Source organism: Campylobacter sp. CFSAN093229 (assembly GCF_011068225.1).
GTDB classification, from domain to species: domain Bacteria; phylum Campylobacterota; class Campylobacteria; order Campylobacterales; family Campylobacteraceae; genus Campylobacter_D; species Campylobacter_D jejuni.
In genome coordinates this window covers 14126-40030 of the sequence record NZ_JAAMXB010000008.1, presented here as the reverse complement: position 1 = coordinate 40030, position 25905 = coordinate 14126, and the positions used below count along the sequence as shown (strand labels likewise).

Below are 25905 nucleotides of genomic sequence, written 5' to 3'. Positions count from 1 at the left end.
TTACATAAAGCTTTAAGCTTTATGTCTTTCTTTTAACTTTGAAATCACATCTGAGAAACTAAGATTTGCATCTACAAGTAAAACACTTAAATGATACATTAAATCCGCTGCTTCACAAATAAGTTCTTCTTTATCTTTTACTGTCGCTGCTAAAGCTGTTTCTACACCTTCTTCGCCAACTTTTTGTGCGATGCGTTTTGTACCACTTTTGAAAAGTTTTGCCGTATAAGAAGTATTTTCATCGGCATTTTTGCGTGCATTAATAAGTTTTTCAAGTCTGGCTAGAAAAACAAAATCCGCATTTTTAGAAATTTTTTCAAAACAAGAAATATCGCCCGTATGACAAGTAGGCCCTACAGGATTTGCTAAAATTAAAAGCGTGTCATTATCACAATCTAAGCTTAAATCTACGATATTTAAGAAATTTCCACTTTCTTCACCCTTCATCCAAAGACGCTGTTTTGTGCGTGAAAAAAAGACTACTTTGCCACTTTCTAAGCTTTTTTCTAAGGCTTCATTATTCATAAAGCCCAGCATTAAAACTTCGCAAGTTTTTGCATCTTGGATGATGACAGGTAAAAGATGATCCACTTTTTGCCAAGCAATTTTTTCATTAAGTTCTTTGAAATTTTGCATATTATATCCTTATACTTAAGCCTTGATTTTTAAGATAAATTTTTAATTCTTTAATGTCTATAAGTTTTTGATGAAAAACAGAAGCAGCTAAAGCCCCATCTATACCTAGTTTAAAAGCTTCTAAAAAATGCTCCATTTTTCCCGCTCCCCCACTTGCAATCAAAGGTACTTTACAAATTTTATATACAGCTTCTAATTGTTCTAAATCATAGCCATTTTTAATACCATCTTGATTCATCATATTTAAAACAATTTCGCCTGCACCTAGATCTTGTACTTCTTTAACCCATTCTAAAGTGCTTTTTCCACTATGTTTGCTTGTTTTTTCATCGCCTGTGTATTGAAATACTTTTAAATTTCCATTTTCATCTTTGAAGCTATCAATCCCTACTACTATGCATTGCACACCAAAGCTTTTAGCAAGGCGTGTGATTAGGCTTGGATCATTTAAAGCAGAAGAATTGATAGAAATTTTATCTGCCCCATTAGCTAAAAGTTCAGCTGCATCTTCTTCGCTTTTAATACCCCCTGCAACACAAAAAGGAATATTGATATTTTTTGCTACTTCACTTACCCATTCTCTTGATATGCGTTCTTTTCTAGCACTTGCAGCAATATCATAAAAAATAAGCTCATCAATACCATTTTGAGAATAACACCTAGCAAGCTCTATGATATCTCCCATATCTTTATGGTTTTTAAATTGTGTTCCTTTTACTACTCTGCCATCTTTGACATCTAAACATGCAATTATGCGTTTTGTAAGCATTTATTTCTCCAAAATACATTTTTCTTTAAGATATTTTTCCATTTCTTCATCGCTTTTAATTTCATCAAAATTAGCTTGAATTTTTGCTTCTTTGCCCACTTTAATTTGTTTGTTTATATCATCAATAAATTCTTTAAAATTTGGATTTTTATTAATCAGCATATTTAGTGTTTGAATATCAAGTTCTTTTTCTTTTGCACTAATTAAAATTTGAGAATTTGAAATATCTTTTTCAAGTTTTATCACTCCTATGCCAAAACTTTGATTTAAGCGTCTTAACTCGCTTAAAACTTCGCTATCAATTTCTTGTAAAACAACTAAATAGCCTTCATTTGCCCAGCTAGAATTACTTACAGCTTGAAAATAGCATTCTTTTAAATTTGAAAAATTTAAAGCAATTTTAAGTTCAAAAGAAAAAAGTTTATAGCTGTTTTGTTTGATATTTTCTAAAAGTGTTATGGTTTCTTTTTCATAATCATCATAAGGAAAATAAACCCCTACAATATCAGGATAATTCCACTTATCTTCCCCGCCTTTACCCTTTTTGCTTTGTTCATGGTAAATTGTTTTGCAATTTAAATTAAAATCTAAATTTTCATATAAAAATTTTACAAGCAAGGGGTGTAAATCTCTTTCATGAAATTTATTTTTTTCTTGTTTTTCGTTGGTAATTTCATTTTTATTATCAAGCTTTAAAAGTTCATTTTCTCTTTCTTTTAGCCAAAAAGTTGTAGGTTTTTGGGAAGCTTTGATAAATAAAGAATTGTGTTGTAATTCTTTTATATCTACATATATCCTAGCTCCTAAAGTAGCAATTGGAGTTTGTCCTATGCTAGAAAGCTTTTTATCTAAGCCTTTTTCAAGAGCTTTTTGCCAAATTTCATTAACACTTAAAGGTCTGTCACTTTGTTTTAAAATTTCTAAAGTAAGTTCTTTGTAGCTTAATTTGCTAGACATCTTATCCCTTCTTCTACGCTAAAAACTCCGTCTAATAAAGCTTTTCCTACGATAACCCCGCTACAAATTCCTTTTAAGTTTTCAAGGTCTTTTAAGCTCGCTACTCCACCACTTGCCTGAATGCAAATATTAGGAAAAATTTCATGGATAAGTTTGTAAAGTCTTACATTTGCTCCTTGCATGGTGCCATCTTTTGAAATATCTGTGCAAAGTATGTGTTTTAAGCCTTTATTGCTATAAAAATCTAAAACTTCCATAAGCTTTTTATCACTTGCTTCTTGCCAAGCATTTACAGCCACAACATAATCTTCTTTTAAAATCGTATCTAAGGCTAAAACTATAGCTTCACTATCAAATTCTTTTAAAATTTCAAGACATAAAGTCGCATTTTTAATCGCCATAGATCCTATAACTACTCTTTTTACTCCACAATCAAGCAAAGCTTTAACTTCTTCTTTAGAGCGTATGCCTCCACCTACTTGTAAATTGACACTGACTTCTTTGGCTAATTTTTCTATCAAAGCAAATTGTCTTTTGCTAGGATCTTTTGCACCTGTAAGATCTACAAGATGAAGTTCTTTCGCTCCTGCTTTTTCGTATTCTTTAAATTTCTCCAAGGGATTGTATTTATATACTTTTTTTTGTTCGTAATCCCCTTTTATAAGACGCACCACTTCGCCATCTATAAGATCGAGTGCGGGTATGATTTGAGTCATCCTATATCCTTAATAAAATTTGAAATTAAAATTTCCCCCGCTTCACTGCTTCTTTCAGGGTGAAATTGCACCCCGTAAAAATTATCTTTCATTACACTTGCACTAAATTTTTGCGAATACTCACAATCTGCTATAGTGTATTCCCTAAGTCCTACACAATAACTATGCACAAAATAAAAATAAGCCCCTTCTAAGCCTTTAAACAAAGCATGAGAGCTATGAACTTGATTCCATCCCATATGTGGAAAAGTAAAGCCTTCTTTAGCTTTAAATTTTTGAGTTGTAAAATCTATAAGTTTTAAGGTTTCTTGATTTAATTCTTCAGAAAAATTTCCTAAAATTTGCATACCTAAACAAATGCCAAGTAAAGGTTTTTTAGTATTTTTAATAAAATCAATAAGATTAAATTGTTCTAAATTTTTCATCGCTTCTTTTGCGGTACCCACTCCAGGTAAAAAAAGCTTATCCGCACTTTCAAGTTGTTTTAAATCCCTACTGATAGTTGCATTAAAACCTAATCTATCCACACAAAATTTCAAAGATGCCAAATTCGCACAGGCTGTATCGATGATGATGATTTTCATATCACTCCTTTAGAGCTGGCTAAATTTTCACTTTCTATTTTCACTGCCATTTTCAAAGCTTTTGCAAAGGCTTTAAAAAGCCCTTCGGCTTTATGATGATCATTTTTACCTTTAACTTTTAAATGCAAACTTACACCCATAGCATAGCTTAAAGAATAAAAAAAGTGCTCGATCATTTCTGTGCTTAAAGCCCCTAAATGAGATTTTTTAAATTTGGCTTTATAGACTAAATGAGGACGATTGCAAAAATCCATCGCACAACTTGCCAAACACTCATCCATAGGTAAAGCAAAACCATATCTTGCAATGCCGATTTTATCCCCTAAAGCTTTTTTGATACAAGCTCCAAGTGCTAAGGCTACATCTTCAACGCTATGATGCTCATCGATTTTTAAATCCCCTTTGCAAGAAATTTCAAGCCCTATACCTCCATGTACAGCGATTTGCTCTAACATGTGATCAAAAAAATCAATACCTGTTTTAATGCTAACCTTGCCCCCATTTAAGCACACTTTTACTTTTATATCTGTTTCTTTAGTAGTTCTTTGATAACTCGCACTTCTAAAAGAACTTAAAATTTCATTTTCTATTTCTTTCCAAGAAAGTTTGCCGTATCTTAAACCACGCACGCCTAAATTTGAAGCTAAGATCATATCACTTTCGCGATCTCCTATAACAAAACTTTGCTCCTTATCATAAAGTTCGTGTTTGATATACTCTTCTAACATAGCGGTTTTAGGTTTTCTACAAGCACAATTTTCATTTTCAAAATGCGGACAAATAAAAATATTTTGAAATTCTATACCACAACTTTTTAAAATATCAAGCATTTTTTCATGAGCAATTTCAAAATTTTCCTTTGGAAAACTTGGCGTTCCAAGACCATCTTGATTGCTTACCATGACAAATTTAAATCCAAAATTTTTTAGTTTTAAAAGAGTAGGAATAGCATCTTTTTCAAAACGCAATTTTTCAAGAGTATCGATTTGAAAATCGCTTTTTGGCTCCTCTATTAAAGTGCCATCTCTATCTATAAAAAGGATTTTTTGACTCATTTTAAGCTCTCTAAACGAAAAGTTATAGCGTTTTTGTGTGCGTCTAGATGCTCATTTTGTGCTAAAATTTCAACACTTTTACCTAAAGCTAAAAAGCCTTCTTTACTTAATTCTTGAATGGTCATTCTTTTACTAAAATCTGCCAAACCTAAACTAGAATGCGTTTTAGTAAGTCCATAAGTAGGTAAAACATGATTTGTCCCGCTTGCATAATCACCCATAGACTCTGGGGAATAAGCTCCTAAAAATACCGATCCTGCGTGTTTTACACCTTTTAAAAGTTCTCGTGGATTTTGAGTTTGTATGATCAAATGTTCAGGAGCATAAAGATTTGAAATTTCTAAGGCTTGATTTAAATTTTTAGCTATGATAATGCGTGAATTAGCAATGCTTTTGCTTGCAAGTTCTTTGCGAGGCAAAAGTTCTAATTGACTTTGGACTTCATCACTTGTTTTTTGAGCAAAATTTTGACTTATACACACCAAAATCACTTGAGAATCTGCACCATGTTCAGCTTGTGAAAGCAAATCACTAGCTACAAATTTTTCATTAGCTAAATCATCAGCTATTACTAAAACTTCACTAGGTCCTGCTTGCATATCAATAGCTGCTCCATTTATATCGCTACTTACTTGGCGTTTTGCTTCGGTTACAAAGGCATTTCCTGGGCCAAAAATTTTATCCACCTTTAAAACACTTTGCGTACCGTAAGCCAAAGCTGCTATAGCTCCTGCACCACCCATTTGATAAATTTCATCCACACCACAAAGCTTGGCACAAAAAAGCACGGCATCATTGATTTTTGCAGGACTTGCTAAAACGATTTTTTCACAACCTGCAATTTTTGCAGGAATGGCTAGCATTAAAACCGTTGAAAACAAAGGTGCCAAACCCCCTGGTATATAAAGTCCTACTTTTTCTATAGGACGTGTTAAAACCTCGCATTTAACGCCTTTTGTAGTTTCAAGAGCGATTTCATGCGGGATTTGAGCTTCGTGGAATTTTTTAATATTTTCATAAGCCACTAAAATAGCGTCTTGTAAATCTTTATCTAAACGATTGCTTGCTTGAGTGATTTCTTCTTGAGTGATTTTAATCTTTGAAATTTCAGCCTTATCAAATTTTAAAGCTTGTTCTATTAAAGCTTTATCACCTTTTTCTTGCACTTCTTTAATGATAGAACTTACTATTTTTGAAATTTCATCTTTCGCACTTATAGCAGGGCGTTTTAACGCTTCTTCTTTTTGTTTTTCATCTAAATTCTCATATACTAAAATTTGCATTTTTTACTCACTTTAACATTTTTTCTATAGGCATAACCAAAATCGAACTCGCACCTTCTTCTTTTAAAGCCTCCATGGTTTCCCAAAAAAGATTTTCTTTACTTACCATATGTAAAGCTACATTTTTTTCATCGTGTGCTAAAGGTAAGATAGTTGGTCTTTCAACTCCTGGAAGTAGGGCTTGAATTTTATCAAGCTTTTCTTTTGGAGCATGAAGCATAATGTATTTAGATTCTCTTGCTTGCATTACTCCTGCTACACGCAACATAATTTTATCCACTAAGGCTTGTTTTTCTTTGCTTAAAGCATTTTCTTTTTGAATCAAACAAGCACGAGATTCATAAATGACTTTAACTTCTTTAAGATTATTTGCTTGTAAAGTTGCCCCGCTTGAAACAAGATCGCAAATTGCATCGGCTAAATTTGCCCTAGGGGCTACTTCAACAGAACCTGTAAGCATACAATTTTTATAATTAATCCCATTTTCTTTCATAAAACGCTTTAAAAGTTGTGGATAAGAAGTAGCTATCCTTAAGCCTTCAAAATCTTTCAAATTTTGAAATTTATTTTCTTGAGGTAAGGCAAGAGAAAGACGGCAATATCCAAAATCTAGCTTTTTTAAAAGCTTATAGCTTGGATTTTCTCCTAAAGACTGACGTTCAAGTTCATTTTCTTCTAAAACATTTTCTCCTATAATGCCTAAATCTACAACCCCATCAAAAATAAGCCCTGGGATATCATCATCTCTAACGCGTAAAATATCTATGGGTAAATTTGTAGAAAAAGCGATCAAACTTTGTTCATGGATATGCATTTTAACACCACATTCTGAAAGAAGCTCTATGGATTCTTTTGAAAGTCTACCTGATTTTTGTATCGCAATGCGTAAACGAGTGTTTTCTTGCATAACATATCCTTGAAATTAAAAATTAAAAACTTATATTAGCATAAATAGTTGAATTTTTAGCAAGGGTTTTAGAAAATAAATAAATTTAATTTTATTTAAAATAATTATTTAAAACTTTTTATTTTTAGGGTATTTAATTGAAGTATTAATCCTAGCAAAAGCTAGGATTTGATTAAGCTACAAATTCAATGAAAGCCATTTCAGCAGCATCACCACGGCGAATTCTTGTTTTGATGATTCTTGTATATCCACCATTGCGATCTTTGAATTTTGGAGCAATTTCAGTCACTAGTTTATTAGTAGCGTTTTTATCTTGCAATGAAGCAAAAACTGCTCTATGAGCGTTAAAATCTCCAAGTCTTGCTCTAGTAATCAATCTTTCTACATAACCTCTTAGTTCTTTAGCTTTTGGTAGAGTAGTTTCGATTTTTCCGCTATTTACTAAAGCTATAGTTAAATTTTTTAATAAGGCAGCACGATGAGATGAAGTTCTGCCAAGTTTTCTATATCCATGTTTATGTCTCATTCTTTATCCTTCGTTTTGTGCTTTTAATTCTGCGATTTTATTTTTAAGTATTTCTTTATTATCGCTAAGCTTAGAAGTTCCCACAGGAAAACCTATGCTTTCCATGATGTTTTTAATTTCATCAAGAGATTTTTTACCTAAATTCTTAAGCCCTGCAAGCTCACTTACACTCATCAAAGCAAGCTCACCTATGTAAACTACTCCTGCTTTTTCAAGACAATTATAACTTCTAGCACTTAAATTTAAATCTGTAATGTTTTGCAATAATTTAGTATTTTCTAGTTCATTGCTTGTTGCTTGATTTTTAATTACACTTCTAACATTGGTAATTTTATCAAATACTGATAATTGTTTATACATAGCTTCTAGAGCATTTTGAAAAGCTTCATTTGGAGTGATTTGTCCATCAGTTGTTACGGTTAAAACCACTTTTTCATAATCAGGATTATCTTCAAATAAAACTTTTTCAATATCATAGGTTGCTTCTCTTACAGGTGTAAAGAAAGCATCTAAAGCTATAAATTTAGGATCATTTAAAAGCTCTTTAATTTCTTCGCTTGGTACATAGCCAATACCTTTTTCAACGATCAATGTGAATTTGAGTTCAGCATCTTCGTTGATTGTTGCTAGATAGGCGTCTTTATTTACTACTTCTACTTGATCATTATTTAGATCTTTGCCGTAAATTTCTTTTGAGCCTTTAAAGCTAAATTCTACTATTTCTTTATTTGATTCGCCTTTAATTTTAAAGCGTAGTTTTTTTAGATTAATGATAAAAAGTGCTACATCTTCAAGCATACCACGCATGCTATCAAATTCATGAGCTACGCCATCAATATGGATCGCAGTTGGAGCATATCCTATGGTACTAGTGTAAAGCAAACGGCGTAAAGGATGGGCTAGGGTGATTCCATAGCCGATCTCAAAAGGCCAAGCACTGATTTTAGCCACAGTATCACTAATGTTTTCTATTGTAAATTCTGTTGGCGTATAAGCAGATGTTGTAATATTTCTCATATTTAGCCCCTATTACTTAGAGTAAAGCTCAACGATAAATCTTTCCTCAACCGGAATGACAACTTCTTCTCTTTCAGGTTTTCTTGTGAAAATTCCAAATCTCTTATCTTTTTCAACATCAACCCAAGCAACGATTCCAGTTTGTGCTGTAAGTTCGATAGCTCTTGTTATTTGTGGATTGTTTTTGCTTTTTTCGATGATTTCGATTTTAGCACCTGCTTCTACTCTAAAGCTAGGAATATCCACTCTTTTACCATTTACTAAAACATGTCCATGTGTTACAAGTTGTCTTGCAAAACGACGTGTTGTAGCAAAACCCATTCTATATACCACATTATCTAATCTTTGTTCTAAAAGTTGGATAAGTAATATCCCTGTATTTCCTTCTCTTCTTGCTGCTTCAGCAAATAAACGACGGAATTGCTTTTCGCTTACTCCATACATAAATTTAGCTTTTTGCTTTTCTCTTAATTGAAGTCCATACTCACTAATTTTACCTTTTCTTGCTCCGTGTTGTCCTGGTGCATAAGGGCGTTTATCTAGTGCACTTTTGCCAGCTAGTCTTCTTTCTCCTTTTAATGCTAAGCTAACACCAAAGCGTCTTTCTAATTTTTCTACTGGTCCTCTATATCTTGCCATAATATTCTCCTAAATTTTTCTTATATCTTAGACACGACGACGCTTAGGCGGTCTGCAACCATTGTGAGCTAATGGAGTGATATCTTTTAAGAAAGTTACTTTGATTCCTTCCATAGCACCTACACTCTTAACAGCAGTTTCTCTACCGCTTCCTGGTCCTTGTACTTTAATGCCTACTTCTTTAATTCCGTGTTCTTTTGCTTTATTTAAAGCGTCTTCTACTGCTTGTTGTGCCGCATAAGGAGTTGATTTTTTAGAACCTTTAAATCCTAAACCACCTGCACTACTCCAAGCGATAGCATTTCCCATTTCATCAGTCACTGTAACCATAGTATTGTTAAAAGTCGCACTAATATAAACAATACCTTTTGCTATATTTTTTTTAACTACTTTTTTCTTTACGATTTTTCTTTTTGCCATGATTTATCCTTATGATTTTGCACCAACAGTTTTTCTCTTACCTTTTCTAGTTCTTGCGTTTGTTTTTGTTTTTTGTCCGCGAACTGGTAAGCCTTTTCTGTGTCTTAAGCCTCTAAAGCTTCCTAAATCCATAAGTGCTTTAATATCCATAGCAACTTGTTTTCTCAAGTCCCCTTCAACCATATAGTTTTCTTGAATTTCTTTACGGATAGCCGCTGCTTCATCTTCACTTAACTCATGAACTCTTTTATCATAAGAAATTCCTACTTTATCTAGAATTTTTCTTGAAGTGAAAAGTCCTATACCATAAATATAGGTTAGTCCATACTCAATTCTTTTTTTCTTTGGTAAATCCACACCTGCAATACGAGCCATGTTTATCCTTGTCTTTGTTTATGTTTTGGATTTTCGCAAATAATGCGAACCACGCCTTTACGGCGAACTACTTTGCACTTGTCGCACATCTTTTTAACCGATGGTCTCACTTTCATGAGCGTCTCCTTGAATGAATTCCACTTGATTTACGACTACATAAGGTTTTATGAATAACCAACTATTTTCAAAATAAGTGGTGGATTTTAAAAATACTTCTTCATATAGTTCGATGTAATTTGTCGCAAAAACTCTAATTTTATCTAAAATTAGCTTTTAAATAACTTAGATTATTTATATCTAAAAGTTATACGCCCTTTATCAAGGCTATAAGGTGTAAGTTCTACTTTTACTTTATCACCTGGCATTATTCTTATATAATGCATACGCATTTTTCCTGCAATATGACATAAAATTACATGTTTGTTGTCAAGTTCAACCTTGAAATTTGCATTAGGTAATGCTTCAAGTACGGTGCCATCAATTTCGATTACATCATCTTTTGCCAAAATTTTCTCCTTTCATGAAATAAAAAGGCTATAATTTTAGCAAAAATTATTAAAATTTTTACTTAATTTTTAGTAATTTTTAAGTAATTAATCTAAAAATTTAGGCTCAATAAAAGGCACATGAGTCCCTATAACTTTGAGTTTTCTTTCTTTAAATTCTTTAAGTAGTTTTTCCCTTGTTTGTATAGCCTCATTTTGATCTATATCAAATTTTATAGCGATTTTAGGTTTTGGGATTTGTATATCATAAAGATGAAGTAAATATCTCCCCAAAAGACTATTTTATCATCAATTATGATAGCATTTTGACCTGGGGTATGTCCATAAGCAGGTATGGCTTTAATGCCTGAATTTTGAAAGATCAAATCTTTAGAGTGGTTAATAAATTCTATATTTTTAAGTTTAAACAAGGTGTTTTTAATTTCTTGTCTATCGCTTTTGATCCAAAAATCATATTCTTTTTTATCGATTAAAATTTGAGCTTTTGGAAAAAGATTTTCTTCGCTCATTAAAGCTCCTATATGATCAGGATGCGCGTGTGTTAAGATAATATGAGTGATATCTTTAAAATCGGTTTTGTGGGTATGCAATTTTTCTTTTAATGTGTCAATAGTATCTAAAAACCCTTTGTCTATTAAAGCATTAAAATTTGGATTTTTTATCAGAGCAATATTATGCTCATTTCTTTTGATTTTTGTGCGAGTTTTTTCTATAAAATTCTTATCTTCATCGTTTTGCGGCACTAAAAAAGAAAATAATAAATTAAAAATTCATCATCAGATTGTTTAAGTGAGATTATATGGGTTTGATTTGAACTTTTGCTTGTGGTTTTTTCTTTTAAAAAATAAAGATTGGTTTTTGAAAGAGTGGTTATAAAATTAAACATATTTATCCTTAAATTTTTAGATAATATTTTGGAAATGATTATAGTATAATAAAAACAATATTTTTAAAATTTAAGGTAATTAATCAATGAGAAAATCAAAATTTGGAACAAAGGAAATTAAGATCTTAGGACTTTCTTCACTAGGAGGAACTTTAGAATTTTATGATTTTATTATTTTTGTCTTTTTTGCTGAATATATAGCTAATGTATTTTTTCCTAAAGATATGAGTGAATTTTGGGCTTTATTAAATACTTATGGAGCATTTGCAGCTGGATATTTAGCACGTCCTTTAGGTGGTATAGTTATGGCACATTTTGGGGATAAATTTGGGCGTAAAAATATGTTTATGCTAAGTATTTTACTAATGGTTCTTCCTACCTTTGTCTTAGCTTTTATTCCAGGTTATGAAACTCTTGGGTTTTTAGCTCCTGTTTTATTGATACTTATAAGAATTTTTCAAGGCATAGCTATAGGTGGAGAATTGCCTGGAGCTTGGGTTTTTGTAAGAGAACATTGTCAAGAAAAACAAAAAGCTTTCTTTTTAAGCTGTTTAAATTCAGCTATGGCTTTAGGAATTTTGTTAGGAAGTATAGTATTTTTAATCATTAATGCTTTTTTTAGTATAGAAGAAATTGCTGCTTATGCATGGCGTATTGCTTTTTTTGTAGGTGGAATTTTTGGGATTATTTCTATTTATTTGCGTAGATTTTTGCAAGAAACTCCTGTTTTTAAACAAATGAAAAAAGAATCATCGCTTAGTTCTTTTCCACTTAAAGATTTATTTAAAGAAAAGGATATTGTAAAAAATTTATTTTCATCAATGATGATGACTTGGGTTTTAACAGGTTGTGTTATTGTGCTTGTTTTATTGATGCCTAAATTTATGCCTAGTATTTTAAATTTAAGTGGGGTTGAAGGAAGTTATTTACAGATATTAGGAATTTTGGGAATAGCTTTAGGCGGGGCTTTTATGGGTTATCTTGTAGATAAATTTGGTTTATTTAAAATTTGCATTTTCTTTTCTTTAACTTTTGTATTTTTTTCTTTTTTATATTTTTATGCTTTATATGAGCTTAAAAATTTGGTTTTGGTGTGTATTTTGTATTCGATTGTTTGTTTTTTAGGTGGGATTAATGTGTTTGCGCCTATTTTAATGAGTGAAGTTTTTAGAGCTAAAATAATATTTTCAGGAATTTCTTTTTCTTATAATATTGCTTATGCAATTTCAGGCGGTATTACTCCGCAACTCGTTTTTTGGCTTAATACACTCGCGAGTAAAAATGAAAATCCATTTTTATATGGTATGAGTATATATATGATTTTTTTAGCGTTATTGGCTATTTGTGCTGTTTTTATAGTAAAAGATAAAATAAAATTTGATAATCACTCTTAAAATGTTATAATTAAAATTATATTTTGGAGTTTATAAATGCCTTTTATTATCGAATTACTTAAGCAAAATAAATTAAAGTTGATTTCTTTTTTGCTTTTTTCTTTTATTACAAGTGCTGTTGGAGTTTTAACTCTTGTTTTTATCAATGATTATTTGCTTAAAAATGCACAAAATATTCCTATTTTTTATTTTATTGTTTTGCTTTTGATCTTTTTTATAAGTTCTACCATAGTTGAACTTGGACTTAGTATTTTTGGACAAAATTTTATTTTTAAAATGCAAAGGCGTGTAGTAAAGCAGATCTTAGACACTCCTTTATTAAGAGTGGCTAAAGTAGGTAAGGCTAGAATTTTAGCTTCTTTGGGAAGTGATGTGAGAAATATATCTTTTGGGCTTTTAAGATTGCCTGATTTTTTACAATCAAGTATATTGATTTTATGCACTAGTGTTTATTTATGTTATCTTTCACCACAAATTTTTGCTTTGTGTGTGGTATGGATTATGGTTATTTTTATTACTAATAATTTTTTGATGATGAAAGTATATCAGTATTTTAGAAAGGCAAGGGAAAATGATGATGCTTTACAAAATAATTACCAAAATATACTAGATGGACATAAAGAACTTTTGATCAATCGCGATAGAGCCAAGCTTTACTATGAAGATGAATTTGAAAATAATGCAAGATTGAAAAAGAAAAATAGTACTTTAGGCAATCTTTTTAACAATCTCTCAAACAACTGGACAAATGTAACTCTTTTGGCTTTAGTAGGTGTAGAGTTTTACTTAGCTTTAAAATTTGAATGGGCAAGTGTTGCAGATGCTACAACTATAGCTCTTTCTATTTTGTTTTTACGAACCCCTTTAGTATCTATGATAGGATCTTTTCCTACTTTGCTTTTGGCAAAAATTGCTTTAGATAAGATCGCAAAATTGGAATTAGATGATTATATAGAAGGTTTTAAAAAAACACATTATATTAGCGAATGGAAAAAAATTTCTTTTAGAAATACTCAATTTGCTTATGAAGAAAATTTTCACTTAAATCCTGTAAATATAGAACTTAAAAAAGGTGAATTGGTATTTTTAATAGGTAAAAATGGAAGTGGTAAGTCCACTTTTTGTATGCTTTTGACAGGACTTTTTAAGCCAAGCAAAGGCGGAATTTATGTTGATGATACGCTTATAGATGATAAAAATTTAGATGAGTATAGATCTCTTATTTCTGCTGTTTTTAGCGATTTTCATCTTTTTACTAAAACCTTAAATAAAGAAAATTTTGCAAGCGAAGAAAAAATTGCTTTTTGGTTGGAGTTTTTAGAACTTAAAGATAAAACAAGTGTCAAAGATAATGAACTGACTTTAACTAAACTTTCTACAGGGCAAAAAAAGCGTTTAGCTATGCTTATAGCCTTGCTTGAAGAAAGGGATATTTTAGTGCTTGATGAATGGGCGGCTGATCAAGATCCTGTTTTTAGAAGATTTTTTTATAAAAAACTTTTACCTTTGCTAAAAGAGCAAGGTAAAACAATCTTTGCTATCACACATGATGATGCATATTTTGATAGTGCTGATAGAATTTTCTTGGCTCAAAATGGTGAAATCAGCGAATTAAAGGGTGAGAATATAAAGGAATTAGCTAAAAATTTAGTAGAAAAATTTGATTAAAGCCCAAAATGGGCTTATATTATTTATCATAGAGCTTTTTTTCTATATCGATATAAAATTCAGCAATTTTTCCATAAGCAACTTCCCAAGCTTTAAGAGTGGCTTCATCAGGATTTAAAAGATTTTTAATAGCTTTTAAAAGGCAAGCTCCAACTATAGGATAATGCTCTTCTTTAACCCCTAAATTAACATGAGTTATGGCAACTTTATCAACAAAACTTCTCATATTTTCTAAATTTTCTATATTTTTAGCTGCCATTAAAATAGCCATCGCTAAAGCTTTTGGTTGTTCTCCTGAAATTTGTTTTTCCATATTAAACATAGGTTTTACCTCAGGATAATCATTAAACATTATTTTATAAAACTCATTGGTTAAATCCTCTCCATTTTTTTGCAAAATAGGCACACAATCTTTGATGATTTGAATTTGTTCTTTTGTCATAATTTCTCCTTTTTGTTGTAAAAGAGATATTTTATATCTTAAAAAGGAGAAAAAAATTGACTTGTGTTAAAATTTTGTATTTAGTTGATTGAAAAAATCTTGCATTAACATTGTTAATGCTTTATAAAAATGTGTTTTAGCTTTATTGATAACATCAAAACTCCACATGTTAAACCAAGTAAAAAATTCTTCTTTTAAGAATTTTTGCAAAGTTATATCATCTTGTTTTTTGATTAAAAAACTAATAAATAATAATTCATTTATCAAGCTATCTGCAGGTTCTTCATTAAAAAAAGAAAAAAAGTTATTTTGCGCAAAAATTTGCTTAACTTTATCAGAATTATCTGAATAAATTTCTTTATTTTCATCAAGATAAAAAGAAGCAAAAGGCGGTGCTTTTACATAATCAACATCGCTTAAAAACAAAGATGTAAAATCACTTGCTATTAATTTATCATCTTCGTTTGAAGATGATAAAAGCTTTAAAGCGGTGCATTGCAATTTGCTATTATTTTTTAAAAACCAATTTTGCCAGAATTTTTCTTTTTTAAGTTTTTCTAGTAAAAAATGATTAGGTGGATTTTGCAAAAAATTGATAAATATATCTATTGCCAATTTTTGCATTAAGAATGTCCCAACATGATTTGAGTACTTATAAGTCCATAAAATAGCATTCTAGTGGTAAACACCCCTAAAAATGCACAAAGCAGGGCAAAATAAGCAAAAAATTTACTTTTAAATTTTTCATGTAAATAATTATGCAAATACCAAGTAACAATCCCAAGTCCTAAGAATACAAAAGAAAGCGATATAAACCAATCATAGGTTCCACCTAAAAGTTCAAAAGGGTTTACAAGCCCCATAATCCAAGTTTGTCCTACATGTAGGGTTTGTAAAACTATAGCAGTGCTTAAAAGCCCTATGCCTATAAGTCCTGTAAAAAATGACATTTTTCTTTCATGTTCGCTATTTTCAAAAAAACAATAATAAACAATAGCACCTAAAAATATAGCACTAGCAAAAAAATAAAGTAAAGTGATCTTAAAATCCCAAGTAGGTACACTTTCTTGCATGGAACCATAAGCTCCACTCATAAAGAAAAGTCCTAAAATTCCACATACTAGCGTAAGATAAAACACCCAATTTGAAGTTTTTAGATAAAGCAAAAAGCCCAAAGCACATAAAAGAGATACAAATAAAATTTCATTATTCATCCAGCCTATATGCCACTCATTGTTTGCATAAAAAACACCCATTCTATTTAATACATTAAAAATATGTGTAATATCATTTAAATGAAAAAATGAAGGGATAAAAGCAACCATCATTGCAATTCCTAAGGCTAATCCAAAAGACTTTAAATTTGCATAATTTTTGTAACCATTTATAAATGCAGGTGCATAAACCAAACTAAGTCCAATTACAGCTTGTGCTAAAATAGTAAATAATACCAAAGGCATTTCGCTTAAAATGTGATTAAATGATGTCATTTTTAACTCCTTGGTAGTTTTGAGGTAGATGAAAAATCGCACTTTTATTACCTGAAGGCAAACTATGTTTTTCAGGCACTATACATAAATTTGGATGCGTGATAGAAGCATCAGGTAAAGGTGTGATAGAGGCTAAATTTCCATGTTCTTCTCTCAGTTTTGTTATATCTCCTGCTTTTAATGCTCTAAAAGGACAAGAGTCCACGCAAATTGGATTTTTACCTTCTTTTAATCTCTCATAACACCCATCGCATTTGCTCATATGACCACTTTCATGGTTAAATTGAGGTGCGCCATAAGGACATGCCATAGCACAAGCTTTGCAGCCTATACACATACTATCATCGATTGCTACTATTCCCCATTTTATTTTCATTGTTGCACCGGTTGGACAAGCTTTAAGACAAGATGGATTAGAACAATGATTGCAAGAAATAGAAGTGTAGTAAGCAAAAACACTTTGCTCAAAACTTCCATCTTCTTTAGCTGTCCAATTTCCCCCTTCAGTCTCAAACACACGGCGAAAATTAACCCCCACAGGCATGTTTTTATAATCCTTGCAAGAAAGTGAGCAAGTCCTACAGCCTACGCATTTGCTTTGATCTAGCATAAAACCAAATTGTGAATTTTCTTCTAATTTCATCTTTTTCTCCTTAAATTTTTGCAATTTCAACTAAAATAGAATGTTGTCCATTTCCTTTAGAAATAGCAGTTGGCACTATACTTGCCAAAGAATTCACACAAGTTCCCACATCGATACCATTTTCATATTTTGTCCATGCACCTTGTGGGGTTACTGCACAACCTGGTATGATTTTTGGAGTAACTTTTGCTATGCCTTGTATGATTCCTAAGTCATTTCTTACTTGCACCACATTGCCCGTTTTGATACTTCTTTGCTCTGCATCTATGGTATTTATCCAAATTTCTTGTGGATTAGCTTCTCTAATTTGTGGAATTTCCCAAAAGCTAGAATGTGTTCTACCTTTGTAGTGATAGCCAAAAAATTGCAAAGGATATTTTTGTTTTAATGGATCTAAAATCCCTTCTCTTTGGCTTTCAAAAACAGGAATAGGCACTATTTGTTGTCCTTCTTTTAATTTCCAAGTTTTTTGCATTTGTGCGAGTTTTGTGCTATAAATTTCTATCTTTCCGCTAGGAGTTTTAAAGGATTATTGATAGGATCTTTTATAAAACTTTGTAATGCCACTACAGGTTTTACAGGCTCAAATTTTACAAGTCCTTTTTCGCACATTTCTTCAAAACTAGGCAAAAGTGGATTTTTTTTCATACTTTCTTCATAAAGGTATTTTAGCCAATCTTTTTGTGTTCTTCCTTCGCTAAATTCTTTTTCTATGCCAAGTCTTTTAGCAAGTTCAAGACACATTTCATAAATAGGTTTTGCTTCACCAACTGGCTCGATAGCTTTTTGACAATAAATAATATAAGGCTTATTGCTATAATATCCTGCGCTAGGTCTTATAAAATCTTCTTGCTCTAGCATAGTTGCATCAGGTAAGATATAATCTGCGTAGTTATTTGACGGAGTTCTAGTTACATTAACATCTACTATACACTCACACAAATTCTCATTGCTTAAAATATCATGCACTTCTTTAATGGTGCTATGCTGATTTGTAAGGCAATTTCCACTTATATTAAAAATAAATTTGATATTTTGTTTTAATTATGTTGTGCCACGCACCCCATCGCTAATATCTGTCATTTCTTTTCCACGATAAATGGCGTCTGTAAATAAAAAACAAGGAATAGAATCTTTTATTGGATTTTTAAAAGGCATACCCATTATATCATATGTTTTACTTGACCCTGTTCGCCATTTGAATGTCTTTGCACTCCCCAACCTTGTTCTATAAAACAAGGCTTTATGGTGGCAATTTCTCTTGCAAGTTGAACTATGCGGCGTGCCGGAATTTTTGTAATCTTGCTAGCCCAATCAGGAGTTTTTTCTACTCCATCGTTTAGTCCTAAAACATAGCTTTCATAGCTTGAGTTTTGGTTGTATCTTGTGGCAGAGTATTTTCGCTAAAGCCTATGGTGTATTTATCAAGAAAAGTTCTATCAAGTAAATCTTCTTTTATCATCACATAAGTTAGTGCAACAATCAAAGCTGCATCGGTTCCTGGTGCTATAGGTATCCACTCATCGCAATGCCCTATCATAGAATCATTGTATCTTGGGTCAATGTGAATTATTTTACATCCACTTTCTTCTAAGGCTTTTTGATAAGCATAGCATACTCCACCACCTCCCATTCTAGTTTCAACATGATTTACTCCAAAAAATATAGCTAATTTTGCAGAGCGTAAAGTGTATATATCGCTAGTAGGAGATCTACCATAGAAAAAATTCATAACATTTGAAATTTGAGCCGTAGAATAAGAGTTGTGATAATTTAAATAACCACCATAAAGACTTCAAAGTCTAGCCCATGAACCTTGTGTGCAGCGATTGATTATTGTTCGTGTTGTTCCTGTTGCATAATTTATATAAAAGGCTTCATTGCCGTATTTTTCTTTAATTTCTTGCATTTTGGCAGAAATTTTATCAAAAGCCTGTTTCCAAGAAATAGGCATAAAAATTTACCTTCACCCCTTTTTTCACTCTTTTTAAAGGTCTTTTTAGGCAATTTGCGTTGTAAACTTTATATCTTGAACTACGCCCTCTAATACAGGCTTTTGCTTGACGATTATCAAAGCTATCATCACCTTCATTATCAGTACTGATTATTTAATAATTCCATCTTGAGTATGCACTTTTACAGGACATTTTGTTCCACAATTTACATTACATCCAGCCCATTTGCTGATCAATGGTGGAGTTTTTAATAAATTTGCACTTAGATTTATAGGGCTTAAGGTTAAGCCGCCAAACAAAGAACTCCATTTTAAAAAATCTCTACGATTTTGTTCCATGTTATCTCCTTACATTTATGTGATAAAAATTATTGCGATTATAATACAAATAATAATTTTATTCAATTAAAATTAAGACTTTAAAACTCCTAAATATAGGCTTTATAATGGATTTTTCGTTTATGAATTTAACTTCAAAAAATAAAAATTTGAATAATATAGTGATAGAAATTTATTAAAATAGTATTTAAATAGAAATTTATAACTAAAATATAACTTTATCCCCCGTATAGGCTTGCGAGTTGAGTTTTTTTGTTTTATAATTTTACAAATTATTAAATGAAAAGGTTTATTTATGTTGAGATTTTTAATTTTTGTATTGTTATTGTTTATAAATTTAGAAGCAAAAACCCAAAAAGATATGCTTATTATAGCAGTTGAAAATGAAATCACAAGGATAAATCCTGCTTATAGCGAGGATCATGATGCAGTGATTAATCTTGTATTTTCAGGGCTTACGCGTTTTGATGAAAATATGAGTTTAAAACCTGATTTGGCTAAGTCTTGGGATGTTAGTAAAGACGGGCTTGTTTATGATATTTTTTTAAGAGATGATGTTTTATGGCATGATGGAGTCAAATTTAGTGCTGATGATGTGAAATTTAGCATAGAAGCCTTTAAAAATCCTAAAAACAATTCTTCTGTTTATGTCAATTTTGAAGATATTAAAAGTGTGGAAATTTTAAATCCTTCTCATGTAAAAATCACACTTTTTAAACCTTATCCTGCATTTTTAGATGCTTTAAGCATAGGAATGCTTCCTAAACATTTGCTTGAAAATGAGAATTTAAACACAAGCTCTTTTAATCAAAATCCTATAGGTACAGGTCCTTATAAATTTGTAAAATGGAAAAAAGGTGAATATGTTGAATTTAAAGCCAATGAACATTTTTATCTTGATAAGGTAAAAACTCCAAGACTTATTATAAAACACGTTTTTGATCCTTCTATAGCTAGTGCCCAGCTTAAAAATGGCAAGATAGATGCAGCTTTAATCGATGTTTCTTTGCTAAATATTTTTAAAAATGATGAAAATTTTGGAATTTTGCGTGAAAAATCGGCTGATTATCGGGCTTTAATGTTTAATTTTGATAATGAATTTTTAAAAGATTTAAAAGTAAGACAAGCCTTAAATTACGCAGTTGATAAAGAAAGTATAGTAAAAAATCTTTTACATGATTATGCTTTTGTAGCCAATCACCCTTTAGAGCGTTCTTGGGTAAATTCTAAGAATTTTAAAATTTACAAATATGATCCTAAAAAAGCCGAGGACTTGCTTGTAAGTGCAGGTTTTAAGAAAAATAAAGATGGAAATTTTGAAAAAGATGGGAAAATTTTAGAATTTGAAATTTGGGCGATGAGTAATGATCCTTTAAGGGTAAGTTTAGCTGGAATTTTGCAAAGCGAATTTAGAAAAATAGGAGTTGTAAGCAAGGTGGTGGCTAAACCTGCTGGAAGTTTTGATTATTCTAAAGTAGATAGTTTTTTAATAGGCTGGGGAAGTCCTTTAGATCCTGATTTTCACACTTTTAGGGTATTTGAAAGTTCGCAAGATAGTGCTTTAAATGATGAGGGTTGGAATTTTGGACATTATCATGATAAAAAAGTGGATATAGCCTTGCAAAAAGCAAGAAATACTTCAAATTTAGAAGAGAGAAAAAAATATTATAAAGATTTTATAGATGCTTTGTATGAAAATCCTCCTTTTATTTTTTTAGCTTATCTTGATTTTGCTTTGGTTTATAATAAAGATTTAAAAGGTATCAAAACAAGGATTTTAGGTCATCACGGAGTGGGTTTTACTTGGAATGTTTATGAGTGGAGTAAATAGTGCTAAAACGCTTAGTTTTTAGTATTGTCGTAGCATTTTTTAGCACTTTTTTATGTTTTGTTTTACTTTATTTTAGTAAAGGCAGTATAGCTTATGCTAATGGAGTTAATTCACAAAGTAAAGAATTTGTTCAAAGAATAGAACAAAATTTAGGGCTTGATAAGCCTTTTCTAGAGCAGTATAAAATTTGGCTTTTTAAGGCTTTAAAAGGAGATTTAGGGGTTTCTTTTTTAAGTGGAGAAAGTGTTTTAAAGCTTATAAAAGAAAGAATTTTTAATACTTTTATTTTGGGTTTTAGTGCCTTAATGCTTTTATTTTTACTCAGTGTTTTTTTGGCACTTTTGGGATATTCTTATAAAGAAAGTTTTATAGATAAAATTATTACTTTTTTAGCTTTTAATTTTTTTGCTTTACCTCCTTTTGTTTTGGCTTTATTGTTTGTTTTGATTTTTGGAATTTTTTGGAAAATTTTGCCTGTTATGGGAAGTAGTGATATAGGTTTTGAAGATGATTTTTTAAATCGTTTAGAGCATTTGATTTTACCTGTTTTGGTGCTCGTTTTATCACATTTGGCGTTATTTTTAAGGATTGCTAGAAATTTTATCAATGAAAGTTTTTCTCAAATTTTTATTCAAAATTTATACGCTAGAGCTTTAAGGGAGAAAGATATTTATTTTTTAGTTTTGAAATATTCTTTAAGCCCTATTGTGGCTTATTTTGGGGGAAGTGCTTTAAGTTTTATGATGGGAACTTATGTGGTAGAAAGTGTCTTTGCTTACGAGGGACTTGGGTCTTTACTTTTTAAAAGTATTATTTTTAAAGATTATCCTGTTGTTCTTGCGCTTATATTTTTTAGTGTTTTGCTTGCAGCATTTTTTACATTTTTAAGTGATATTGTAGCTAGGATTTTAAATCCTAGATTAAGAAGGCTTGATTTTGTTTAAATTTCTTATCATTCTTGCGCCTTTAATTTTTTTGTTTTTATGCGCCTTGTTTGCACCTTTTTTGGCTCCTTTTGATATTTTAAGTACTCATTTAGAAAATTTGCATCAAGCTCCTAATTTTACTTATATTTTAGGGACTGATTTTTTAGGCAGAGATTTGTTTTCTCGTTTGCTTTTTGCTTTGAGAAATTCTTTGATTATAGGTGTTGGTGGATCTTTATTGTCTATTATCTTTGCTTTGTGCTATTTGTTTTTAGCGCGATGTTTTTTTTATGTTTTTTGGATGCGTATTTTAGAGTTTTTTTTAGCCTTGCCTGCTTTTTTACTTATGATGTTTTTTCAAAGTATGATAACTTCTGATGTGTTTTTGATGATTTTTTTAATCGCTTTAATTCATTGGTGTTTCATAGCAAGAATTATAGAAAGTGAATTAAAAAGACTTGAAAATTTAGATTTTTACAAAGCAAATATAGTGCTTGGAAGAACTAAATTTAGAGCTTTTTTTAAAGATTTAATACCTGCTTTAAAAACACTGATTTTTACACTTTTTATATTTAATATTGTTCATGCTATAGCCACAGAAGCTACTTTGAGTTTTTTTGGACTGGGTTTAGGATTTGAAATTCCAACTTTAGGTACTCTTTTGAGTGAGTCTTCAAAAGCAGTTTTTATAGGTGCTTGGTGGATGATACTTTTTCCACTTTTAAACTTGCTTTTGTTGTTTTTACCTCTTTTATGGTTGGGTAATTTTTTACAAAAAATTTGGGGTATAAGATCTTGAAGGTAAGAAATTTAAATATCAGTTTGAAGAATAATTTATTGCTTAAGGATATTAATTTAAATATAAAAACAGGTAAAACTTTAATGATACTAGGACAAAGTGGAGTGGGCAAAAGTTTGTTAGGAAAAGCTTTGGTAAGACTTTTAGATTCTAATTTCACAATAAGTTTTGATGAATTAAGTTTTCATAATTCTTGTATTTTTAATTTTAACAAAGAAGAACTTAGAGATTTTCGTTCTAATGTAGCACTTGTTTTGCAAGATGCAGAGCTTAGTCTTTATCCTTATTTGGATATTGGAAATTTATGTCATCTTGTTTTAAAAACTCATACAAAATTAAAACAAAAAGAAAGAAAAGATTACGCTTTTTCTTATTTTCAAAAATTAGGATTTGAAAATCTTGATCGTTTGTGGCATTCTTATGCTAATGAATTAAGTTTGGGTATGGCAAGAAGGGTGAGCCTAGCTTTGGCATTATTAAATCAACCCCAAATTTTAATTTGTGATGAAATCACAGCTTCTTTGGATAAAGAAAACGCTTCTAAGATTATATCGATTTTAGAAGAATTAAAAAATAACACAGCCTTAGTTTGCATCACTCATGATTTAAATTTGGTAAATTCTTTAGCAGATGAAATTCTTATGCTAGAAAAAAATAGTTCAAATTTATATAGCTTAGATGAATTTTTAAGGTATTATAATGCTTAAAGTTTGTAATTTAAGTAAGTTTTATGAGCTTAAAAAGCATTGGTATTTAAAAAAAGAAAGACATATTATTTTTGATAATATCAATTTTTCTTTAAATGAAAATGACAATTTAATAATTTTAGGTAAAAGTGGTGCAGGTAAAAGCACATTAGCTAAAATTCTTTGTTTTTTAGAAGATCCAAGTGAGGGTGAGGTATGGTATGAAAATCTTAACTTACACAAGCTTGATAAAAACAAACAAAGACTTTTAAGAAAGCAAATTCAGTATTGCTTTCAAGATCAAAAAATGGCTTTAAACCCTTATAAAAAAATCAAAAATCTTATACAAGATGGTTTGGAAAATTTTAATTTACAAAAGAATGATGATTTGATTTTAGAATTTTTTGATTTTTTTAGTCTAAAAAAACAAATTTTAGAACAAAAACCCTATGAGTTAAGCGGAGGAGAAGCCACGCGTGTAGGTCTTATCCGTGCTTTGGTTTTAAATCCTAAATTGTTGATTTTAGATGAAATTACTTCAGCGCTTGATATTAAAACCTCTAAAGAAATTTTAACTTTTTTATATGACTATCAGCAAAAAAATAATATTTCTTATATATTTATAACCCATCAAAGTGATCTTTTTTATAAATTTAATCATAAAAAATTAAAACTTTAAAAAATATTTTTTAATATAAGTTTCAATATAGAAAGTTTAGAGTAAAATAAAGAAAAGTGTAAATTTAATTTTTGTTGTGGAGTGATTAAAGTGCTTTAAAAAAGGAGAATAAATGTCTCATATAGATGCTTCGCATCCTTATTTTGGTATTTTTTTAATGCTAGTACTTGCTAGTGTTATTTTTTTTGGACTGGTTTTTTTAGCTTCAAAAATCGGTAATAATTTTGCCGCAAAAAATCGCAAAAAATTAGGACTTGGAATTTATGAATGTGGTCCTATTCCTGTTAAACAAGCTAACAAGATTAACTCTCAATTTTTCATCATCGCCTTAATCTTCATACTTTTGGATATAGAAGTTGTGTTTTTATTTCCTTGGGCTTTGATTTTTAAAGATTTAGGTTGGTTTGGGCTTTTAGAAGTTTTTGTTTTTATCGTACTTTTAGGAGTTGGATTTTTATATGCTTATAAAAAAGGAGCGTTTGCATGGCAGAGCATCAAGTAAATTATGCAAGTGGTTTGCCCGTAGTTTTAACTAGTGTTGATAAACTAGTTCAATGGGGCAGGAGTAATTCTTTATGGGCTTTATCTTATGGACTTGCCTGTTGTGCGATTGAGATGATGGCGGCTGGGGGTTCAAGATATGATTTTGATAGATTTGGAACGATTTTTAGAGCTTCACCACGCCATAGTGAAGTGATGATTATCGCAGGAACTTTATGTAAAAAGCATGCTGAATTTACAAGAAGACTTTACGATCAAATGCCTGATCCTAAATGGGTGATTTCTATGGGAAGTTGTGCCAATACAGGCGGTATGTTTAATACTTATTCTACGGTTCAAGGAGTGGATAGAATTATACCTGTAGATATTTATGTGCCAGGCTGTGCTCCACGTCCAGAAAGTTTTCAGTTTGCTTTGATGATTTTGCAAAAAAAGATCCGCAAAGAAAAAGCAAGTCGTAAAATCGCACCTAAAAGGTTGGTATAATGAGAAAGTATAGCGATAAAAAAAATGCTCAAACTCAAAATTATTACAAAGATAGATTTTATCACGCGCCACACACTGTAAAATCTGATGTTAATGAAAGTGTTTTTAAAGATGATTTTGAAGTTTTAAAAACTCAAGTAGAAATTTTAAATTCCTTTGTAGAGCTTGATTTTTGGGTAATAGAAATCAAAAAAGAAGACAATGTTAAAATCTTGCAAATGCTTAAAACTTTAGGTTATTTAAGTTTTACAGAAGCAAGTGCTATTGATTTTATAGCAGATAAAAATGGTTTTGAAGTGTTTTATCAGCTTTTAAATTTAGAAAAAAAATTAAGAGTGAGAATAAAAACTTTTGTAGGCGTAAAAGAGCGTTTGCAAAGCGTGGCTCATATTTTTAAAGGAGCAAACTGGAGTGAGAGAGAAATTTATGATATGTTTGGAATTTTCATCATAAATCATCCCAATTTAAAACGCATTTTAATGCCTGATGATTGGTTTGGACATCCGCTTTTAAAAACTTATCCTTTAAAGGGCGATGAGTTTGCAAGATGGTATGAGATTGATAAAATTTTTGGCAAAGAATATCGTGAAGTAGTGGGTGAAGAACAAAGAGATTCTGGTTTTGTTGATGATAAAGATACGCTAAATTTTGCAAGACTTTATCATGAAGTGCCAAAAGGTGGTCAAAAGAAGGAAATTTCCTTTAAACAAGAATATCAAGAAGATGAAGGCGTGGCTTTTGTAAAAAAAGTAAAACGTGATGAAGCAAAAATTTTAGAGAAAAGGCGTTAA

Annotated in this window: 32 protein-coding genes and 2 pseudogenes; 10 read left to right on the top strand and 24 right to left on the bottom strand. The window is 30.7% G+C overall.

The window, feature by feature from the left end:
* Positions 1–12: 12 nt before the first annotated feature.
* The 16 genes and pseudogenes from hisIE to FBE93_RS04585 form a co-directional block, all read right to left on the bottom strand.
* The gene (hisIE, locus tag FBE93_RS04660) at positions 13–636 is read right to left on the bottom strand and encodes a bifunctional phosphoribosyl-AMP cyclohydrolase/phosphoribosyl-ATP diphosphatase HisIE (RefSeq protein WP_002932443.1); all 624 of its coding nucleotides are present in this window, start codon (positions 634–636) and stop codon (positions 13–15) included.
* Between the two features lies 1 nt (position 637).
* Positions 638–1405, bottom strand: coding sequence for an imidazole glycerol phosphate synthase subunit HisF (hisF, locus tag FBE93_RS04655; protein WP_165434219.1), 768 nt, complete (start codon positions 1403–1405; stop codon positions 638–640).
* Complete coding sequence (locus tag FBE93_RS04650) at positions 1406–2362, bottom strand: HTH domain-containing protein (RefSeq protein WP_002932439.1); 957 nt, start codon at positions 2360–2362, stop codon at positions 1406–1408. It abuts the gene before it with no gap.
* On the bottom strand, positions 2347–3078 hold the full coding sequence (hisA, locus tag FBE93_RS04645) for a 1-(5-phosphoribosyl)-5-[(5-phosphoribosylamino)methylideneamino]imidazole-4-carboxamide isomerase (RefSeq protein ID WP_165434218.1): 732 nt from the start codon (positions 3076–3078) through the stop codon (positions 2347–2349). Before hisA ends, FBE93_RS04650 begins: the two co-directional genes overlap by 16 nt.
* Positions 3075–3662: an imidazole glycerol phosphate synthase subunit HisH gene (gene hisH, locus FBE93_RS04640; protein ID WP_002932434.1), complete on the bottom strand. Its 588-nt coding sequence runs from the start codon at positions 3660–3662 to the stop codon at positions 3075–3077. The genes hisA and hisH overlap by 4 nt, the downstream gene beginning before the upstream one ends.
* On the bottom strand, positions 3659–4717 hold the full coding sequence (gene hisB, locus FBE93_RS04635; protein ID WP_002932429.1) for a bifunctional histidinol-phosphatase/imidazoleglycerol-phosphate dehydratase HisB: 1059 nt from the start codon (positions 4715–4717) through the stop codon (positions 3659–3661). Before hisB ends, hisH begins: the two co-directional genes overlap by 4 nt.
* Complete coding sequence (gene hisD, locus FBE93_RS04630) at positions 4714–6000, bottom strand: histidinol dehydrogenase (RefSeq protein WP_002932426.1); 1287 nt, start codon at positions 5998–6000, stop codon at positions 4714–4716. Before hisD ends, hisB begins: the two co-directional genes overlap by 4 nt.
* Positions 6001–6007: 7 nt before the next feature.
* Positions 6008–6907 (bottom strand): ATP phosphoribosyltransferase, encoded by a 900-nt coding sequence (gene hisG / locus FBE93_RS04625; RefSeq protein ID WP_002932423.1) that lies wholly within the window; start codon positions 6905–6907, stop codon positions 6008–6010.
* A gap of 172 nt (positions 6908–7079) precedes the next feature.
* Positions 7080–7433: a 50S ribosomal protein L17 gene (rplQ, locus tag FBE93_RS04620; RefSeq protein ID WP_002851332.1), complete on the bottom strand. Its 354-nt coding sequence runs from the start codon at positions 7431–7433 to the stop codon at positions 7080–7082.
* A gap of 3 nt (positions 7434–7436) precedes the next feature.
* Entirely contained in the window at positions 7437–8450 is a 1014-nt protein-coding gene (locus FBE93_RS04615) for a DNA-directed RNA polymerase subunit alpha (protein ID WP_002932419.1), read from the bottom strand.
* Positions 8451–8462: 12 nt separating this feature from the next.
* The gene (gene rpsD, locus FBE93_RS04610) at positions 8463–9089 is read right to left on the bottom strand and encodes a 30S ribosomal protein S4 (protein WP_002932416.1); all 627 of its coding nucleotides are present in this window, start codon (positions 9087–9089) and stop codon (positions 8463–8465) included.
* Positions 9090–9116: 27 nt separating this feature from the next.
* Positions 9117–9509: a 30S ribosomal protein S11 gene (rpsK, locus tag FBE93_RS04605; RefSeq protein WP_002779544.1), complete on the bottom strand. Its 393-nt coding sequence runs from the start codon at positions 9507–9509 to the stop codon at positions 9117–9119.
* A gap of 9 nt (positions 9510–9518) precedes the next feature.
* Complete coding sequence (gene rpsM, locus FBE93_RS04600; protein ID WP_002800121.1) at positions 9519–9884, bottom strand: 30S ribosomal protein S13; 366 nt, start codon at positions 9882–9884, stop codon at positions 9519–9521.
* Between the two features lie 2 nt (positions 9885–9886).
* Positions 9887–10000, bottom strand: a complete 114-nt coding sequence (rpmJ, locus tag FBE93_RS04595) for a 50S ribosomal protein L36 (RefSeq protein WP_002781429.1) — start codon at positions 9998–10000, stop codon at positions 9887–9889.
* Positions 10001–10171: 171 nt separating this feature from the next.
* Positions 10172–10390: a translation initiation factor IF-1 gene (gene infA / locus FBE93_RS04590; protein WP_002781436.1), complete on the bottom strand. Its 219-nt coding sequence runs from the start codon at positions 10388–10390 to the stop codon at positions 10172–10174.
* A gap of 87 nt (positions 10391–10477) precedes the next feature.
* Positions 10478–11276 (bottom strand): annotated as a pseudogene (locus FBE93_RS04585) (MBL fold metallo-hydrolase).
* Between the two features lie 86 nt (positions 11277–11362).
* On the opposite strand from FBE93_RS04585, the gene FBE93_RS04575 reads away from it, so the two are divergent.
* A complete protein-coding gene (locus FBE93_RS04575) occupies positions 11363–12670 on the top strand; it encodes an MFS transporter (RefSeq protein WP_048818649.1) in 1308 nt (435 codons plus the stop codon).
* Positions 12671–12706: 36 nt separating this feature from the next.
* On the top strand, positions 12707–14338 hold the full coding sequence (locus tag FBE93_RS04570; RefSeq protein WP_002855865.1) for a multidrug ABC transporter permease/ATP-binding protein: 1632 nt from the start codon (positions 12707–12709) through the stop codon (positions 14336–14338).
* A gap of 19 nt (positions 14339–14357) precedes the next feature.
* Here the strand turns inward: FBE93_RS04570 and cgb are convergent, their stop codons facing one another.
* From cgb to FBE93_RS08445, 8 genes and pseudogenes are all read right to left on the bottom strand, one after another.
* Positions 14358–14780, bottom strand: coding sequence for a single-domain globin Cgb (gene cgb / locus FBE93_RS04565; RefSeq protein WP_002862237.1), 423 nt, complete (start codon positions 14778–14780; stop codon positions 14358–14360).
* A gap of 66 nt (positions 14781–14846) precedes the next feature.
* Positions 14847–15404, bottom strand: coding sequence for a molecular chaperone TorD family protein (locus FBE93_RS04560; RefSeq protein ID WP_002934202.1), 558 nt, complete (start codon positions 15402–15404; stop codon positions 14847–14849).
* The gene (locus tag FBE93_RS04555) at positions 15404–16270 is read right to left on the bottom strand and encodes a DmsC/YnfH family molybdoenzyme membrane anchor subunit (protein WP_165434217.1); all 867 of its coding nucleotides are present in this window, start codon (positions 16268–16270) and stop codon (positions 15404–15406) included. Before FBE93_RS04555 ends, FBE93_RS04560 begins: the two co-directional genes overlap by 1 nt.
* Positions 16257–16913: a DMSO/selenate family reductase complex B subunit gene (locus FBE93_RS04550; RefSeq protein WP_002866871.1), complete on the bottom strand. Its 657-nt coding sequence runs from the start codon at positions 16911–16913 to the stop codon at positions 16257–16259. The genes FBE93_RS04555 and FBE93_RS04550 overlap by 14 nt, the downstream gene beginning before the upstream one ends.
* Before the next feature lie 10 nt (positions 16914–16923).
* Positions 16924–17388, bottom strand: coding sequence for a molybdopterin dinucleotide binding domain-containing protein (locus tag FBE93_RS08460; RefSeq protein WP_242631494.1), 465 nt, complete (start codon positions 17386–17388; stop codon positions 16924–16926).
* A 26-nt stretch (positions 17389–17414) separates the two neighbouring features.
* Positions 17415–17891: a molybdopterin-dependent oxidoreductase gene (locus FBE93_RS08455; protein ID WP_230401233.1), complete on the bottom strand. Its 477-nt coding sequence runs from the start codon at positions 17889–17891 to the stop codon at positions 17415–17417.
* 367 nt (positions 17892–18258) lie between these two features.
* A pseudogene (locus FBE93_RS08450) lies at positions 18259–18867 on the bottom strand (molybdopterin-dependent oxidoreductase).
* A 150-nt stretch (positions 18868–19017) separates the two neighbouring features.
* On the bottom strand, positions 19018–19206 hold the full coding sequence (locus FBE93_RS08445) for a hypothetical protein (protein WP_048818645.1): 189 nt from the start codon (positions 19204–19206) through the stop codon (positions 19018–19020).
* A 295-nt stretch (positions 19207–19501) separates the two neighbouring features.
* On the opposite strand from FBE93_RS08445, the gene FBE93_RS04540 reads away from it, so the two are divergent.
* The 8 genes from FBE93_RS04540 to FBE93_RS04505 all read left to right on the top strand — a co-directional run bounded on the left by FBE93_RS04540 (position 19502) and on the right by FBE93_RS04505 (position 25905).
* The gene (locus FBE93_RS04540) at positions 19502–21037 is read left to right on the top strand and encodes an ABC transporter substrate-binding protein (protein WP_165434216.1); all 1536 of its coding nucleotides are present in this window, start codon (positions 19502–19504) and stop codon (positions 21035–21037) included.
* Positions 21037–21981: an ABC transporter permease gene (locus tag FBE93_RS04535; RefSeq protein WP_002934206.1), complete on the top strand. Its 945-nt coding sequence runs from the start codon at positions 21037–21039 to the stop codon at positions 21979–21981. Before FBE93_RS04540 ends, FBE93_RS04535 begins: the two co-directional genes overlap by 1 nt.
* Positions 21968–22762 carry an ABC transporter permease gene (locus FBE93_RS04530; RefSeq protein WP_072225825.1) on the top strand — a complete coding sequence of 265 codons (795 nt, stop codon included), beginning with the start codon at positions 21968–21970 and terminating at the stop codon, positions 22760–22762. The genes FBE93_RS04535 and FBE93_RS04530 overlap by 14 nt, the downstream gene beginning before the upstream one ends.
* Positions 22759–23469 (top strand): ATP-binding cassette domain-containing protein, encoded by a 711-nt coding sequence (locus FBE93_RS04525; RefSeq protein WP_002934208.1) that lies wholly within the window; start codon positions 22759–22761, stop codon positions 23467–23469. Before FBE93_RS04530 ends, FBE93_RS04525 begins: the two co-directional genes overlap by 4 nt.
* Complete coding sequence (locus FBE93_RS04520; protein WP_002934209.1) at positions 23462–24127, top strand: ATP-binding cassette domain-containing protein; 666 nt, start codon at positions 23462–23464, stop codon at positions 24125–24127. Before FBE93_RS04525 ends, FBE93_RS04520 begins: the two co-directional genes overlap by 8 nt.
* Before the next feature lie 112 nt (positions 24128–24239).
* Entirely contained in the window at positions 24240–24629 is a 390-nt protein-coding gene (locus FBE93_RS04515; protein ID WP_002824972.1) for an NAD(P)H-quinone oxidoreductase subunit 3, read from the top strand.
* Positions 24611–25114 (top strand): NADH-quinone oxidoreductase subunit B, encoded by a 504-nt coding sequence (locus tag FBE93_RS04510; RefSeq protein ID WP_002777888.1) that lies wholly within the window; start codon positions 24611–24613, stop codon positions 25112–25114. Before FBE93_RS04515 ends, FBE93_RS04510 begins: the two co-directional genes overlap by 19 nt.
* Complete coding sequence (locus tag FBE93_RS04505; protein ID WP_072225826.1) at positions 25111–25905, top strand: NADH-quinone oxidoreductase subunit C; 795 nt, start codon at positions 25111–25113, stop codon at positions 25903–25905. Before FBE93_RS04510 ends, FBE93_RS04505 begins: the two co-directional genes overlap by 4 nt.

Bases quoted from the DNA above. Each gene is read 5' to 3' on its own strand.
- FBE93_RS04570 (WP_002855865.1), top strand. From the start codon at position 12,707: ATGCCTTTTATTATCGAATTACTTAAGCAAAATAAATTAAAGTTGATT.
- FBE93_RS04560 (WP_002934202.1), bottom strand. From the start codon at position 15,404: ATGCAAAAATTGGCAATAGATATATTTATCAATTTTTTGCAAAATCCA.
- rpsK (WP_002779544.1), bottom strand. From the start codon at position 9,509: ATGGCAAAAAGAAAAATCGTAAAGAAAAAAGTAGTTAAAAAAAATATA.
- hisIE (WP_002932443.1), bottom strand. From the start codon at position 636: ATGCAAAATTTCAAAGAACTTAATGAAAAAATTGCTTGGCAAAAAGTG.
- hisF (WP_165434219.1), bottom strand. From the start codon at position 1,405: ATGCTTACAAAACGCATAATTGCATGTTTAGATGTCAAAGATGGCAGA.
- hisH (WP_002932434.1), bottom strand. From the start codon at position 3,662: ATGAAAATCATCATCATCGATACAGCCTGTGCGAATTTGGCATCTTTG.
- hisB (WP_002932429.1), bottom strand. From the start codon at position 4,717: ATGAGTCAAAAAATCCTTTTTATAGATAGAGATGGCACTTTAATAGAG.
- FBE93_RS04510 (WP_002777888.1), top strand. From the start codon at position 24,611: ATGGCAGAGCATCAAGTAAATTATGCAAGTGGTTTGCCCGTAGTTTTA.
- rplQ (WP_002851332.1), bottom strand. From the start codon at position 7,433: ATGAGACATAAACATGGATATAGAAAACTTGGCAGAACTTCATCTCAT.
- FBE93_RS04555 (WP_165434217.1), bottom strand. From the start codon at position 16,270: ATGACATCATTTAATCACATTTTAAGCGAAATGCCTTTGGTATTATTT.
- FBE93_RS08445 (WP_048818645.1), bottom strand. From the start codon at position 19,206: ATGGAACAAAATCGTAGAGATTTTTTAAAATGGAGTTCTTTGTTTGGC.
- FBE93_RS04575 (WP_048818649.1), top strand. From the start codon at position 11,363: ATGAGAAAATCAAAATTTGGAACAAAGGAAATTAAGATCTTAGGACTT.
- FBE93_RS08460 (WP_242631494.1), bottom strand. From the start codon at position 17,388: ATGCAAAAAACTTGGAAATTAAAAGAAGGACAACAAATAGTGCCTATT.
- cgb (WP_002862237.1), bottom strand. From the start codon at position 14,780: ATGACAAAAGAACAAATTCAAATCATCAAAGATTGTGTGCCTATTTTG.
- FBE93_RS04520 (WP_002934209.1), top strand. From the start codon at position 23,462: ATGCTTAAAGTTTGTAATTTAAGTAAGTTTTATGAGCTTAAAAAGCAT.
- FBE93_RS04540 (WP_165434216.1), top strand. From the start codon at position 19,502: ATGTTGAGATTTTTAATTTTTGTATTGTTATTGTTTATAAATTTAGAA.
- hisA (WP_165434218.1), bottom strand. From the start codon at position 3,078: ATGACTCAAATCATACCCGCACTCGATCTTATAGATGGCGAAGTGGTG.
- rpsD (WP_002932416.1), bottom strand. From the start codon at position 9,089: ATGGCAAGATATAGAGGACCAGTAGAAAAATTAGAAAGACGCTTTGGT.
- FBE93_RS04650 (WP_002932439.1), bottom strand. From the start codon at position 2,362: ATGTCTAGCAAATTAAGCTACAAAGAACTTACTTTAGAAATTTTAAAA.
- FBE93_RS04515 (WP_002824972.1), top strand. From the start codon at position 24,240: ATGTCTCATATAGATGCTTCGCATCCTTATTTTGGTATTTTTTTAATG.
- rpmJ (WP_002781429.1), bottom strand. From the start codon at position 10,000: ATGAAAGTGAGACCATCGGTTAAAAAGATGTGCGACAAGTGCAAAGTA.
- FBE93_RS04550 (WP_002866871.1), bottom strand. From the start codon at position 16,913: ATGAAATTAGAAGAAAATTCACAATTTGGTTTTATGCTAGATCAAAGC.
- hisG (WP_002932423.1), bottom strand. From the start codon at position 6,907: ATGCAAGAAAACACTCGTTTACGCATTGCGATACAAAAATCAGGTAGA.
- rpsM (WP_002800121.1), bottom strand. From the start codon at position 9,884: ATGGCTCGTATTGCAGGTGTGGATTTACCAAAGAAAAAAAGAATTGAG.
- hisD (WP_002932426.1), bottom strand. From the start codon at position 6,000: ATGCAAATTTTAGTATATGAGAATTTAGATGAAAAACAAAAAGAAGAA.
- FBE93_RS04615 (WP_002932419.1), bottom strand. From the start codon at position 8,450: ATGAGAAATATTACAACATCTGCTTATACGCCAACAGAATTTACAATA.